Origin of the sequence: Mesotoga sp. Brook.08.YT.4.2.5.2. (genome assembly GCF_003351125.1) — a bacterium.
Classification (GTDB): domain Bacteria; phylum Thermotogota; class Thermotogae; order Petrotogales; family Kosmotogaceae; genus Mesotoga.
Window position 1 is genome coordinate 1 of record NZ_JPGZ01000059.1, and the last position, 14773, is coordinate 14773.

Genomic DNA, 14773 nt, shown 5'->3' on the forward strand with positions numbered 1-14773 from the left:
TCTTTCCTACGGATACTTCTCTTTTAAAGATGGCTTATCTAGCAATAATAAATATAACAAAGAAATGGACAGTAAGAACCCTTGAATGGTCAAAGATCCTTACTCAACTTGTGATAAAGTATGAAAGATTAGCTAAGTACATAAGCTGATTCTTAAACCCATTACAAAAAAGGGGTTTACACAAAAAAAGAGACAGAACCGATCTTGATTTTCTTACCTCTAGCCTCATTCCCCTTACCTCTGATCCGCCTCGTCGTCGTCGATTGCCCAAGAACGAAGAACAGATACTCGCTCTGGAACGAAGAACTGATTATCCGCGGCGAACGGTGAGCCGTTCAACTGCGAACCAGACTAACCTTGTTCTTTCGTACCCGCAACCACGGAATCCCTCCAACCACGTCTCTGAAAAAAACGAGTCTGTTAATGATTCTGCGTTCAGACATCAGCACATTTATTTCATTCGCCTCTCCTGTGTTGAACCCTCCGCACTGATCATGATCCCAATGGAGATCACAGTAATTAGAACTCACTGTAAGAGAGTTATAATCAAGTTATCCAGTATCTTCTGAGAATAACGACTCGGGTGTTGAGGTGGAATCATGGCGGATAGGAGCAAGAAGCAATCTCGAGCAGTAACTAAGAAAAAGAAGGTTCTTGACAAAATCAGCGGTCATGATGCTCTTCTTATACTGAAAGCCTTGGCCAACGAAGATCGGAGCATTGCAAAACGTATTGAACAAATCGCATTGGAATACCTGCGCGATATAGATGTCGAGAACGTTGCTTCTCAAGTTTACTATGCGTTGGAAGGAATTGAAGTTGAGGATCTCTGGGAACAATCAGGCAGCATGAGGTATGGGTATGTGGAACCGTCAGATAGAGCGTGGGAAATGTTTGAAGAGGCTCTAGAACCATTCATAAATGAACTGAACAGATATTTCGACCTTTCACTGGACAACGAGGCGAAGAAATACTGCATGGGCATTCTGAAAGGAATAAACCAGTTCGACAAAGAATCGACATCTCAGTTCAAAGACTGGGCCGAGGATGCTCCAGATGAGCTTTTCGAAAGGATCTTGGATGACTGGAAGAAAGCCTGCAATAATCCTGAGTATATACAGGAAATGGAAGACTTCATCGAACGGGGTCTGGGAAAGTGACGGTTTGGGCGAAGACGAACAGAAGCTGGCATTATTGAAGAAAGGCGGACACATATCTTTATCTTTACAACAAGTGAATAATCGACTTTTCACCCTTTTTCATTCGTAGCCCAACCACTGTTATATGAGTGAGGATAGACCACTCTGCAGTTAATGACCTCTATAACGAACAGATAGTGCCAGAAATGTACAGTATAAAGAACACTATTCTATACTATCGCTGCAGAGATCTTCTAGGGAGGAATGCATAGCTGCATCAATTGTTCAGAATTTATATACAGCGTGCGGACCTCTTTCTCTGCAATGGGTTCTCTCCAGCTGTTCGAAGTTACTTTCAGATCGTGAGAGCAGCCTTATGTCTGAGATTTTGTCCGATTTGAAAACTAGGCAATAGAGTTATGAAAGCAGTGAGAGGCATAGTGATAATTCAGAATGATGGAAAATGAATCGAAGCGCAGTCACTTCCGTTTTCGTATTCTGGTGACCGCTGCTTCATCTTCGAAATTGATCTCTTATTAATGATTCCTGCCACTGACACATTTCGCGAGTCGACGTCAACTCTCATTTCCGATAAACTGCCGATAAAGGAGCCGCTGTACATGAAAAGACTCGCTCATCGCTTGATATAACACGCTGGCCGCTGTGAAGAGCCGTCCTTAGTTGGTCCCGGATCATGAACCAGTCCATGGATATCATGGAGAGCGCTTGAGAGGACAGAAGGCATCTTTCCAAATGAATCTGTCTGAAAACCCAGCAGATCGTTGAGTTCAGTTGAAGCCCTTTGCGTTTGCGAAAACCTGTCAGAAATAGTGCAGATTATCTGCTTGGGAGGAAATCCTCAATAAGAAGCCATTTCCAGAGAGGAATCAGCTCAATGGTCTTGTCGTGAATCTTCAGCGTGTCTTCAATGTCGCTGTTTAGAAGTATCCTGCGGGATCTCTCGCCCTCGAATTCGAGTAATCCCCGAAGTTCACGTTCTCTCAAATCGAGATCATCCAGATTTGACATTGTGACATTGATGACCAGATCGCCAGTTCTTCCAGAGGCGACGAAATCAACTTCGGTTTTGTCAGTCTTCCAGAAAGTCACTTCATAGCCCCGCCTCAAGAGCTCTAGAAAGACAATGTTCTCTCCATCTTTTCCAAAATCTTCAGTGAGCGGCTTGACAACGGCTTTTCTCAGGCCAGTGTCGACGGAATATACTTTTCTTGGGTTGATTAGGGCTTTCTTGACGGAATTCGTATGAAGCTCTACTTCAAACAATATGTATGTTTCCGATAGGTGCGACATGTTCTCTGAAATTGTGCTGGTTGAAGTCTTTCCCGAGGTCTGTTCGAGAGCCTTCTGTATTTTTCTGTAGCTCAAGAGATTTCCGCTGCTCTTCAGAGCATAGAGCGCGATTCTCTTTGTAAGCAGAACGTCTCTGATATTCCAACGCTCTACGATGTCCCTGTATATGATGTCGTCGAAATATGCCTCGAGAATCTTTGTCCCGTTTTCTTCCGGGAAGTTCAAGAGAATCTCAGGAAAGCCTCCAGAATCCAAATAACTGAACAGCAGATTCTTGATGAGATCACTCTTGAGTTCAATTGAAAGCGAGGAGACTTCAATTCCCTTTGATCGCACAAAGTCTGCGAATGAAAAGGGCAACAGAGTCAGATCTATGTGCCTTCCTGTCAACAGCGTTCCAAACTCCTTGGAAGAAAGCTTTGAAGATGAGCCGGTAACAATGAATTTGACCTCTCCGGACTCCCTGTAAGTCTCTATCCATTGCTCCCAGCCTCGTATATGCTGGATTTCATCGACAAACATGTAGGTTTTTCCAACGGGATTGACTCTCTGCCTGTAAAGCCTGTAGAGTTTTTCAAGAAGGACAGGTGTTTTCTCTTCCATTGAAAGAGAAACATCTTCAAGGTTCAAGAACAGAAAGGAGAGTTTATCAACAGATTCCAGGAGCTTTCTGTACACAATCTTAAGAAGAGATGATTTGCCGGATCTTCGAGGCCCTTTTACGATCTGCACGAAATTGCTGTCAAGAAATTCTTCAATCTCACCGACCTCTCTTCTGTAAACAAGGTCCGGAAGGGATCGATCTTCCCAGTAATTCCATCTTGCAAGGACGGAAAACATCTGTTGATCTGTCATATTAACCACCTGTCAATTAATGACCTTTATAACAAACACATTTTAGCATAAGTGACCAGTATATAGAACAGTATTTCAATTCATTTCTGTGGAAAGATTATTATAAGGAATTTAAGGCCCCTTCGAAATCCCAGATCCCGAAACAAGTTCGGGATGACAGAGTAAGCAGTTACGAAGGGTCGGTACGGGAATTATATAGTGAGAGTCTCACAGGAATGATGCATAGAGGAATTTCCAAAAAGCCATTGTTAGTTGACGCAGTGAGAGCTGCGGGAAAGCCGCTAATGAATGACGATGTTTGATGATTTTCGGAAATTCCGGCAAACTCCGGGGTTTCCACACAACATTCTGCCAGATAGAATTACTTGTTTGTTGTAAAACTCCATATTGGACCAATCACCGGCAGCGAGCCTTCATTCTTAAGCGTGCAGCGGCTCTTCAGAAGTTAGTCTGCTGCGCAGGCCAGTCAGGCTTCGCCTGGCCAGTCTTTGCTTCGCAAAGGCCAGTTTCGCTTCGCAGGGAAGCTCTTGATGGTTCAACGTGTTCTTTCCTACCACGAACCCGCTACCCCCAACCCCGGCCTTTTGCTTTTTCTTACAACTTGCATCTTGGAACTTGCAACTGAGCTTTTACAAGCGATCAGCGGGTCCTCGTTCTTAAGCGTGAAGCGGCTCTTCCAGCGATCAGCGGGTTCACCGTTTTTAAGCGTACAGCGGCTCTTCCAGCGATCAGCGGGTCCTCGTTCTTAAGCGTGAAGCGGCTCTTCAGGGCGAGATCCCGTACAAGACCACTACGGGATGACAAAACAAAAAAGCGAAAAACGATGTGAGAGGCATTTCAAAGAGCACACTCCCCACCGCAAGCGGTCCCCCCCGCTCAAGCGGGGATTTAGGATCAAGACATGCAGAGTGGTTCATCTTTCCGACACTGCGCGTCCAGGTTCTTAGCAAAGAAAGAGAGAAGATCATTGTTCTGGTGCTTTGCACCTAAGTTCTTCGTTCCGACACTTCGTGTCCAAGTTCCTGGTACGAACCGGATCTTGGGTAATGGGTCACGGGTCTCGTAAGAGCATTGAGAGCCGTCCAGCGTCCAAGAGCATAAACCCGTCCTTGGATAAGATCGAAGATCATAATGCCATTCGTGGTTTTTTGCCTTAACCAAGAACGAAGAACAGATACTCGCTCTGGAACGAACAACGGGTTCTCCTCGAAGAACCGTTCAACGGTAAACCAGGTTCTCTTGCTCTTTCCTACCACGAACCGCTACCCCCAACCCCGGTCTTCCCCCTTTTTCTTACAACTTGCATCTTGGAACTTGCAACTGAGCTTTTACAAGCGATCAGCGGGTTCTTGTTCTTAAGCGTGCAGCGGAACTTCTGGTGTACAGCAGCTCTTCAGGGCGAGATCCCGTACAAGACCACTACGGGATGACAAAACAAAAAGCGAAAAACGATGTGAGAGGCATTTCAAAGAGCACACTCCCCACCGCAAGCGGTCCCCCCCGCTCAAGCGGGGATTTAGGATCAAGACATGCAGAGTGGTTCATCTTTCCGATACTGCGCGTCCAGGTTCTTAGCAAAGAGAGAAGTCCATTGTTCTGGTGCTTTGCACCTAAGTTCTTCGTTCCGACACTTCGTGTCCAAGTTCCTGGTACGAACCGGATCTCGGGTAATAAGTCTCGGGTCTCGTAAGGGCATTGAGAGCCGTCCGGCGTCCAAGGAGCATAAACCCGTCCTTGGATAAGATCGAAGATCATAATGCCATTCGTGGTTTTTTGCCTTAACCAAGAACGAAGAACAGATACTCGCTCTGGAACGAACAACGGGTTCTCCTCGAAGAACCGTTCAACGGTAAACCAGGTTCTCTTGCTCTTTCCTACCACGAACCCGCTACCCCCAACCCCCCGGCCTTTTGCTTTTTCTTACAACTTGCATCTTGGAACTTGCAACTGATGCTTTTCTCGGCAAACGGTGAACCGTTCAACGGTCAACCAGGTTCTCTTGCTCTTTCCTACACACACGAACCCGCTACCCCCAACCACGGTGGTTGAAAAGCCCTGATCCCGAATTATATTCGGGGCTGGGGTATCGAAAAGCTGCATCTCATCGTTCTCACTTTGATAGCTGATAAATCAGGACCCCGAAAAGCATTAGGAACAGGCCTGTAATTTTCGCTGGAGTCAGGTGAAGAGGTGTTTCACCGAACAAACCCAAGACATTTATTACCAATGCGAAAATTATCTGTGTGATAACAATTATCACAATTCCTCTGCTGGCGCCAAGAGCTGATACGCCTTGTGCAATGCTAAAGATAATTAGAACGCCTATGAACCCCGAAGTTGCATAGATTGGATTCAGTCCTTTGATCGATTCGATGCTAAGCTCGCCTCTTCCGAAAAGCAGTAGAAGAAATGAAGCAAGGAGAAAACCAGTACCATGTATGAAGAAATTAGAGCCAAAAAAGCCGACTTTTTCGCTAAGTCTCGCACTAAACACGCTCTGCATGGCGATAACTATGCCTGCAGTCACGGAAAATAGAATACCCTTAATCATTTTTCATTCACCCGTACAGATCCGAGGCAAGATTCTTGAGTTTGTCGAAGTCGACGATCTTTATCTGTGATCTACTGACTCTCAATATTCCCTCTCGACCCAGTTCGTTCAAAACCCTGTTTACATGGCGGTAGCTAGCCCCCAGAAGCTCGGCGATCTCAGCTTGACTTTCAGTTTCCAGTTCATCCAGCATTCTTTCATTCCTTTCATCTGAGGTCATTAGCAGGAGATAAGTTGCGATTCTCGTCTTTAGCGGGGCCGATGAAGTCAATGTCTTCACGACGGCATTATGATAAAGCTTGAAAGACAGTTCGCGAATGATCAATCTCAGGACGGCAGGATTGCTCATCAGATTCTCTCTTACCCTGGAAAGCCTCAGAGCCAGAAGTTCAGATTCCGAGACTGCCGAAACCGAAGACCTGACAGCGAAGTCATTGGCTATTTCCAGGTCGCCGAGCAAAGAAAGAGGGACGCAGAATCTAAGCAATACCCTGTTGCCATTTCTCAAGAGGATCGAAACCTTGACCTTTCCTTTCACAAGAAAGTAGAGGTACTCTGGCCGCTCATCTATGGTGAAAATGTCTTCGCCTCTCTCGAATCTGTGCAGCTCAAACTGATCTATAACAGCTTTGTCTAGAAGCGCTGCCAGATCGAATCTCGACAAGTATTCCGTGGTTTGTTTTCTGTCTCCAATTACCTTCATGAACAACCCTCCTGCATAAGAGTATATTACCAGCGCAAGTTTAAGATATAGGACAGATGTCTATTAAGACTCGCCTGCGGGTTCACTGTCGACAGTTCTCCGTCGCGGAGGAGGAAAACCCATTGTTCGTTCCGGAGCGAGGATCTATTCTTTGTTCTTGGGCAATCGACGACGCTTCGCTCTTCCGACCTCTTGCCTCTGACCTCAGGCTCTTCCCAACCCAAGGACGGGTTCATGATCTGGGACGGACAACGAATTACGGCTCTTCCCAGCGTCCAGCGGGTCTTCGTTTTTAAGCGCACAGCGGCTCTTAGGGCGAGATCCTGAACAGGAGCACTTCAGGATGACAAAGAAAGGGATTGATATCAGAGTAACTCGGGATGACGGCTTCAGGTTATTTGGAAAACATCACATCCCGTCATTCTGGAAAAGCGCTTACATTCTACGATAGCGTTAACAGCGATTGAGCAAGAATCATTCGAACTGGTCTGACTCCAATAAGAAGAGGTTCTGTTCAGTTTGATTTCAGGGTAATTGCCGGTTGAATAATTTCGTGACAGACTCACTTTTTTACATTCAGTTGACTTTAGTATTTGAATGCGAGAACGCAATTCCACAGAGGAGTCTGTTCCAAGATGTTACTCCAAGGATCGTGCAGGGATTTTGTGGTTCAAGTTTCTCCAATGATGGATTATTGGAAAGACAATTCAATTTCATGAAAGAGTGCAATCTGCTTGTGACATCTAGTCACTTCTTGAGAAGAATGATTCTAACTATTGTACAGCTTGAATAGAGCCAGGAGATGGTATTATGATTTAAGACCTTTCCTTCCGGTATTCGATGTCTGGCTTTGTCTGTATTTTCTCTCAGGAGTTTAGAGTCTCAGATATGAGCGGGATATCCCAGATGGTGATTATCTGCAGAGGAGTCTCGCTTCTTTTTCCGTTTTCAGTTACAAGTATCGCCTCAAGCCTTTTTCCCAGGGCACTGAACTCGCTGAATGAAGCTGCGATTTCGAAGAGAGTCGCTTTTCTGCTAACAAATTCGACTGCCTCGTCTTCTTCCGCATAGTCCATCACGGCTCGAATCGGCATATCTTTTATGCACGCCCTCTCTTCTTCGCCAACAAAGGCCATCCACCTGGCGATCGCATTCGTAGTGAGAATTCCTCTGAATTGCCTTCCCTCATAGACGGGAATCTGAGAGAATGACTTCTCCCCTATGATCTTCAGGGCTTTGTCAACCGTATCGTTGAGGTCGATTGTAACGACTTTTCCTGATTTGAATATTGTAGATACCCTGGGTGGAGCGTTCAACATTTCGGCAACGTGTTCAATATTTTCTACGACTTCCTTATGCGGTTCTGCAATAGGTTTGCCATCACTTGTTAGCGTGTGGACAATTGCATTTCGGAGTTCGGCGTACTCGAGTAGTATGTCGAGGTAGTTGCGCAGAGTTTTGTCGCTCTTTGATGCATCTCTCAAGGATCTTGCGAAGCCGTCGATTCGGTAATCTTCGTTTATCTTCCTCAGATAACCCTCTATCGATCTGAAGGCCTGCATAAACCTCTCTGAATTGTCCATATCGACCTCCTGAATGGAACTTCGCTTACAATCGCAGAGAACCAGTAATGGTAGCAGAACAGGACAAGAATTGGAGAGACGACTCTCTGCTTAAATAGAGTATATCAAAACAGGGGGGCATTGGAAGAACTGCAGATCTACAATCGTAGTTGACAAAGGAATATCATTGGTGACTGCAGATTTTTCAGAACTCGCAGATCTGTTTTCCGAGCAGTGTCATAAGGTCCATCCACTTATCCCAATTCACGCACAACTTCGTGAAACGAATGCAATTATCGTATTTCAAAGAGGAGCCGGGGGATGACAACCCTTCAGCAGAAAACAGAACCTAACTGCGATGTTATTGCCGTGCGAGTCACATAGAAAGAACAGTATACCGGTTTACTATTTCTGTATCCTGAGTGAAAAACCTAAGCGTTGCTCTCATCAGGCGAGGTATTGGAAATCTAATTCAATGTGGAAGTGCTCAATCAACCATTATTTTGGTGTGTCATCAAACTATCGAGAACTTTCTTGAGTTTCTTGTACGCCTTCCCTTTCAGGGGATAAGGGAGTGTGAGCAACCAGTCGTTTATGAGCGCAATTGCCATTGTGTAAGCTCTTCCTTCCTGAATCAGCTCAGAAATTTCTTCGTCTTTAAGAAGGTTGCTCTCTAGGATCATATCTGCTCTCTTATCAATATAGGGTTTTGCGGATTCCGAAAGCAACTCGCGGATTTGTCTTTTGACTATCTCCCTCTCTTTTTCCCTCATAAATCACCATCTCCTTTCCTGTCTTCATTAGGAGAATAATCCTTTATCCTCATCATCTTCCACGAAAGTCAATGCAAAACAGTGCCTGATGAGAAGAAACTTCCGTAATTTCAATGTGAAATCGCAAGAGCACTTCCCAAGTAACCAGCTCATTTGAGTCTCAAGAATCGTGAGAATTGAACACCTGCATGCAACTTTCGAAAAGTCATGATGGTTTGAGAAATCAGAATTACATCATTCAGATCCATTCTTCTCGATTAACGACTTGATCTTTTCTCTGTCAAATGTCATCTTTTTTCCCCCCATTCTTCTCTTCCATTCTAGAGGGTTTACACAATCTTTTTTTACATACTCCAGAGGAGAACTCTCGTCTTCTCAGAAGCGCAGCGAACGTCTCGAAATCGCTCCTTCACGTGGTCTTGTGCTTAATCCACTGCGGTTCTTATAACGTGCGAGTACGCTCTTGTTTCATTTATCAATACTGGAAGCCAAGGGTCCACATCGGAATGCAGTTTAGATGAGGAATATCTGTATCGTCTCTTATTACGAAGTCTGCCTTCTTTTGTTTTTTCCGCCCACTTCAACGACTGTTTTGTTTATCAGGAAGTCCCCGTTTTGCTCGTCCGGACAGGCAAAAACTCTGCTACCCGCATCTTCGAAGGCCTCGGCCACATAAGCTTCTCTTCTTGTGCCTGTATTTTTTGCGCCTATGTAGTAGAAAGCGGGATCGCCGAAGAATATCTTCTCGCCTTTGGAGAAGGTTCGATTGTCATTCTCTTTGAATATTATCCTTATTATCCCTGTTGCGTCCATTATCGAGAGAAGTTCATAGAGTTTTCTCTTTCCTATTCCCCACTCTCTACACATTCTCTCGATGTTAAGGGTAGGGACTTTTGATATCGCTAGGAATCCCAGAACGGCACTCATCAATCTGAAGTGAATATCTGAGATTTGAGCCACAAAGAACGGGACATCACCGTGGATAGTTTTTTCGATGATGTGTTCAATCTGTTCTTTATAATCCCACTCTAAATAAGACGGTCTGAATCCGCGGTCAAGATACTCCTCGAAAGCCGCCAGAACGTTAATACTGCCCATTATCTCTTTGGCCACAGAAGAGTCGAGAGCGAACGGATTGAGTAGCGGCAAAAGCACACCGTCTCTCAGATATATGTACTCTCTCAAAGACATTAGGGGGATGTGGACTCTGGAGAATCTTCTGGAGAGATCCGCAATGCCCTGTCTCAGTATCAGGCTGCTACTATCGCTTGCTATTATTAGCTTTGTCGGATAGGCGTCGTAGATGGCCTTCAGATGAATGCTCCAGTCCCTTGCATAGTGAGTTTCATCGACGATATTGCCTCGTAGCCCCTGACAAATGCTGTACTCGTTATACTCCAGAGGTCAGTTGTGGCGACCAGAGGATTGTCGGCGGAGAGGTAGAGTATTCTTCTGCTCTGAATCTGTTCAAAAGGAATGTGGTCTTTCCAACACCACGAGACCCAAAGACCAGTACTGCCCTGTTCTTCATATCCATCTTTTCAAAGTAAGGCCTTAACCTGGAGGGCAGACTCATCTCCTTTCTCTATTGTATCTCTTCAAGCGATTGAATTAACTCATCTGTGTTCAAAATGCTCCCTCCTATTTCGTATCACTATGAAACGATACTAGCACATATGCGTTCTCATACAAAACGATTTCGCTCAAGATGGATACGGACTCAGTTTAGGTTGGAAAGCGCGGTGTTTGTTGATTAGTGATAGGTGCAGAGCGTGAAGAGCCGTCCATCTAAAGAGCAGAAGAGCGATTCTTCGTTCCAGAGCTAGGAGCTTTATTCTTGGTTCAAAAGAGCGTGAGAAAAGTTCATTGCCCTCCGCCGATAAGAGCCCTGGGATGACGGCGAATCTCACGAACACGCTATTTATTGCTCGGTCTAACTCACGGAAGGTGAGACACCTATCAGTTTGTTCTGTAAGATTGCGGCCAGGTTAATTTTCTAAACAAGAAACACTTGAAATCAATTATCGAATTGATCATTAGTTTTATTCGAATTGTTGTTTATTATTATGGCATGCGATTGCACTACGATAATTAGCGAGGTGATTCATTTGACATACAAGGTTAAATATGGGTTTTCTCTTGCTGAAGCCATTATGGTTTTGGCGATATCCTCGATATCGCTAATTGCGATCATGCTTCTATACTCTTTATCAATCAGAGAAACGGAAAAGGTAAGAATAAAAACTGAAGAGCTTGGAGTTATATCCAGGATAGATCTTGTTCTTCAGAAAGAGCTTATGAAGGCGGGACCAGAATCGACTTATGTCAGGCCAGTAAAGCAATCCGGGAACGTGGTTGGAATAAGATATAAGGTTGATATTCCGCTGAATCACCATGATGTTACGAAACAGGTCTATTTTAAGAACGGGGCTGTCTTTGTCTGGGAAAAGGATTTCTCAGTATCAGACTTTCCCGAGTCCGAAATAAATACTCTTGAGCTTAATGGAAGCAGGATAGCTTTTTCCACACAGCAATATCCGGGTTTGGAAATCAGTTTCAACTTAGGAAGCAATGAAATCGACTATCAGATCCTTTATGGAAGAACAAATCACTACGCTAGCGTTAACTTGCTGGCGATTAAGTAGGGGCTCTTATGAAGAGAATCGGTATGATACTTCCAACAGTTTTGCTGCTCCTTCTATTCGTGTCCATCTCATCGACATCTTTGATCAGCTTTGTGAATGCCAAGACGAGAGACATATCTCTTGCTCAACGAAAACTTGAGAATCAGCTGGATGCAGGTAATACGTTCTTCGCACTCCTGGGTTATTTTCAGAAGAAGTACAGCGATTCTGCTGCGCTTAACATTGCTGCCATAAACACTTTTTCTGCCACCGATACTGCTCCGGAATGGTATAACTCAACGATACAGAAGATGTCAGACGGCACGCTTGAAGATACGTACTGGTTACAGACCTTTGATCAATTTCAACACTCATTCTATCTTCCCACATCCACGATGACACTTGCTCTCCAAGAGCTCACTCCCGGTGGCGATATAGAAGTGGTCGTCAGACCACATAAGGTTTTCCCGAATATGCTTCTTGCAACAATTAGGGTCACAAGGTCCGGTTTTGCTGAGAGTATCTTCTGGGGATTCATTAGTCCGAGATACTTCAGTAACTGGGCGGTTTTTCTTCTCAATGGTATATCAAACGCTTATTATGGACCTGGCGAGTTTGTGGACGGACCATCTTACTACGGTGGAAGTGGTATAGGAGTTGCGATAAACGTACCCCCGAAAACTGAAGCCGAGAAAGAACATCCGGCCAGTCAGGGGATAGGGGCAACGTTCGTGGGAAATATGATGAACCGTAAGCCAAGGATCCACCAACTTGGTTATAACGGGTCTCCTGAGAAAAAGACTTTGTGGATAGATGAAAACAACGATGGAGTCAAAGATCGCGAACTGCTAAGCGCCCAGCAGTACGTTGCCTGGACTGAGTACGGATCAAAGTACTATGTGTATTTTGGAGCCAGTAGTAGTAAGCCAGCAAAGATTATTATAGCGAATCAGCTTCAGGTGGATGGCAACGATCTGGTCTTGAGCGAGATTTTAACAAGCGAAACCGGAGAAACGCTTGAACCGGGAACCGACGCACTAAAAGCTGAGGCTTTTACTAAATACTTTCCCTGGTACTTTCGGTCTGGACTCACGTATGTGACTGACGATATCAAAAGCTCTATGGAAAGCAAGTTTGGAGAGATGAAATCATACTATCAGGGGTTTATAGATAACAATAGGGTCGTATCCTCTCAGTCTGTTCTAGATTCATATTTCAACTCTTCTTCCATTGGCAACAATAGTCTTGGGGTCTTTTTTGGAGGAGCTGTACCGACTTCGATCACTTATGAGGGCAAGTTCTTCGATAGTTATTATTACATCGAAGACGTCTCAACGGGCAATAATAAGATAACCGTTAATGCTATAAATAAGCTCGACTATGGTTCAGTTGAGGTTTTGACAGATGTTCTTTCCGGGCAGCAAATCTTTGCCAGATACAATCTAAGCGGCTTCGACACGAGCGAGAAATACTCTGTTCACGAGTACTGGTATATCGAAGAGTATGAGGTTTGGGAGAAGAACAACAACGGCTGGAGCAGGAAAAGCCGGAATAATTCGAGAGATGTTGCTCAAGTGGTTATAACAAAGAGCTCGGAATTCGATAGTCTGCCTCCATGGAATGCGAAGAGCTTTTTTGTCACAAAGACCGGACAGGGTGCAGGAAGTGTTAATCTGCTTGATCAGGATCTTGGAACGATAGATATGCAGCATGCAGGCGTTTTTATATGCGAAAATGACATAAAGGTTGGCGGAGGAGGCCTTCCTCAGGGCACAGGTCACGGCAGTAAATTGTCTTTGGTTGATGGCAGATACTCCTTCATTTCCATGGCTGGTAATATAAAGATTATCGGGGACATAGTATATAACGATATTTACAGCGATATTCAGCAATACCTTAACAAAGAACTAATCGGAACAAATGTCGATTTGAACCGCCTAGTTTCTGAGAACAATGCAAATGACATGCTGAACCTTGTGGCTATTGATAAAGACATCTATATGCCTTACGAGGAAAACAAGAATCATAAGAACATCAAGATTATGTCCAATATCTTTGCATTTGGAAACAATGGCTCCGGGTCCTTCCGTATCGAGAAATATGAGGACTTCAATGACATGGGCTACAGGCATGTGTTCGGGACAATAGTAGCCAAGTCGGCAAGTCCAACTTATACATATGGCAATAATAATAAAATAAAAGGTTTTCAGGAATTCAACGTATATGATGATCGTTTGTACTCAAATGAGGATTTGCCTGTCGCAACACCCGAATCAAGTCTACTTATGGCTTTTGGATTTGGAGCGAGGTGATGGTTTTGAGTAAGGGTTTTTCGATTGTAGAAATGCTCATTGCTCTTGTAGTTAGCGTCTTTGTTCTGCTTATTATGGTCACCTCATTCTCTTATGCGGTGAAATTCACAAGTCAGACATACACATTGGTGAAAGACACAAATGTTGCGGTCTCGGCTGCAGTTAACCTGTGGCAAAAAGAGAGTACAGCCGACTTTTCGAAGACCAGCGACGTCTTCCAGAGAATAGCAAGCATAGATTCACAAATTGCCATAGATTTCAGTGAAACACTAAACGTTCATGAAGTGACATCCATTCACGGGAGTTCGAGACAGAGGTTCTATGTGAGTCCCAAGGATAACTGGTCCTGGAAATGATGATTCTTTCGCGCTACCTTTGGGCAACCCAGAACCATAGCAAGTCCTTGCTGTAGGCTTTTGACAGGTGTTATTCTTCTTATTGAACAGTTCTGCTCTATTGTTCAAACGGTTGTCATTCGTCACTTCACTGACTCTGTACTTCTCAAAAGCATGAATCTGGTACGATCTTGCATAACACTTGTCGGGTAATTTTTTTTATTTTTCTTTATTGGAGGAATCGTATGCGAAGGAGAGATTTCAACAACCTAATTTCCCGGACAAATTATACCTATGAGTTTGGTTGAATCTTCAGACTCTGGAGTATTTCGCGTTGTGGTTTGGTAATCTCAGTAAGGATATGACCGTACTTGCCTGAATATCGTACCTGAGTTAATGTTTCCATCTCGAGAAGGAGTTCTCGGACGGTGTATTTCTCAATGAGTTTTGTATCACGCATTTTCTTTCTCAAAGCACTCATAAGGATCAAGGCAATAAACTGAATAAAGAGTCTGCCATCCATAGAAGCAGCACTGTGAATGCGCAGGCGTTTCATGTCCAGCTGATTCTTCAAGTCATCAAAAGAATTATCGATAGTATACTTATTT

At 44.4% G+C, this 14773-nt stretch carries 11 protein-coding genes and 2 pseudogenes; 4 read left to right on the forward strand and 9 right to left on the reverse strand.

The features are described from left to right. Window positions 1-599: 599 nt before the first annotated feature. On the forward strand, window positions 600-1160 hold the full coding sequence (locus Q502_RS13795; protein WP_099830448.1) for a hypothetical protein: 561 nt from the start codon (window positions 600-602) through the stop codon (window positions 1158-1160). 816 nt (window positions 1161-1976) lie between these two features. Here the strand turns inward: Q502_RS13795 and Q502_RS13800 are convergent. The 8 genes and pseudogenes from Q502_RS13800 to Q502_RS13850 form a co-directional block, all read right to left on the reverse strand. Then, entirely contained in the window at window positions 1977-3305 is a 1329-nt protein-coding gene (locus Q502_RS13800) for an ATP-binding protein (RefSeq protein ID WP_099830449.1), read from the reverse strand. A 2110-nt stretch (window positions 3306-5415) separates the two neighbouring features. Continuing rightward, on the reverse strand, window positions 5416-5856 hold the full coding sequence (locus tag Q502_RS13820; RefSeq protein WP_099830453.1) for a DMT family transporter: 441 nt from the start codon (window positions 5854-5856) through the stop codon (window positions 5416-5418). Between the two features lie 7 nt (window positions 5857-5863). Continuing rightward, a complete protein-coding gene (locus Q502_RS13825; protein WP_099830454.1) occupies window positions 5864-6559 on the reverse strand; it encodes a Crp/Fnr family transcriptional regulator in 696 nt (231 codons plus the stop codon). 866 nt (window positions 6560-7425) lie between these two features. After that, on the reverse strand, window positions 7426-8142 hold the full coding sequence (locus Q502_RS13835; RefSeq protein ID WP_099830456.1) for a CBS domain-containing protein: 717 nt from the start codon (window positions 8140-8142) through the stop codon (window positions 7426-7428). A 470-nt stretch (window positions 8143-8612) separates the two neighbouring features. After that, the gene (locus tag Q502_RS13840) at window positions 8613-8894 is read right to left on the reverse strand and encodes a hypothetical protein (protein ID WP_099830457.1); all 282 of its coding nucleotides are present in this window, start codon (window positions 8892-8894) and stop codon (window positions 8613-8615) included. Window positions 8895-9437: 543 nt separating this feature from the next. Beyond that, the gene (locus Q502_RS13845) at window positions 9438-10085 is read right to left on the reverse strand and encodes an ATP-binding protein (RefSeq protein WP_099830458.1); all 648 of its coding nucleotides are present in this window, start codon (window positions 10083-10085) and stop codon (window positions 9438-9440) included. 42 nt (window positions 10086-10127) lie between these two features. Further along, window positions 10128-10295, reverse strand: a pseudogene (locus Q502_RS15155) (ATP-binding protein); the annotation flags it as partial. After that, window positions 10285-10470, reverse strand: coding sequence for a hypothetical protein (locus tag Q502_RS13850; RefSeq protein ID WP_099830459.1), 186 nt, complete (start codon window positions 10468-10470; stop codon window positions 10285-10287). The pseudogene Q502_RS15155 and the gene Q502_RS13850, both read right to left, overlap by 11 nt. A 532-nt stretch (window positions 10471-11002) precedes the next feature. On the opposite strand from Q502_RS13850, the gene Q502_RS13855 reads away from it, so the two are divergent. From Q502_RS13855 to Q502_RS13865, 3 genes are read left to right on the forward strand one after another with little or no spacing between them, the layout of a single operon-like run. Further along, complete coding sequence (locus Q502_RS13855; RefSeq protein ID WP_099830460.1) at window positions 11003-11539, forward strand: type II secretion system protein J; 537 nt, start codon at window positions 11003-11005, stop codon at window positions 11537-11539. 8 nt (window positions 11540-11547) lie between these two features. After that, window positions 11548-13830, forward strand: a complete 2283-nt coding sequence (locus Q502_RS13860) for a hypothetical protein (protein WP_099830461.1) — start codon at window positions 11548-11550, stop codon at window positions 13828-13830. 5 nt (window positions 13831-13835) lie between these two features. Beyond that, window positions 13836-14186: a hypothetical protein gene (locus Q502_RS13865; RefSeq protein WP_133117343.1), complete on the forward strand. Its 351-nt coding sequence runs from the start codon at window positions 13836-13838 to the stop codon at window positions 14184-14186. A 271-nt stretch (window positions 14187-14457) separates the two neighbouring features. On the opposite strand, the pseudogene Q502_RS13870 reads toward Q502_RS13865, so the two are convergent. Further along, a pseudogene (locus tag Q502_RS13870) lies at window positions 14458-14773 on the reverse strand (transposase); the annotation flags it as partial.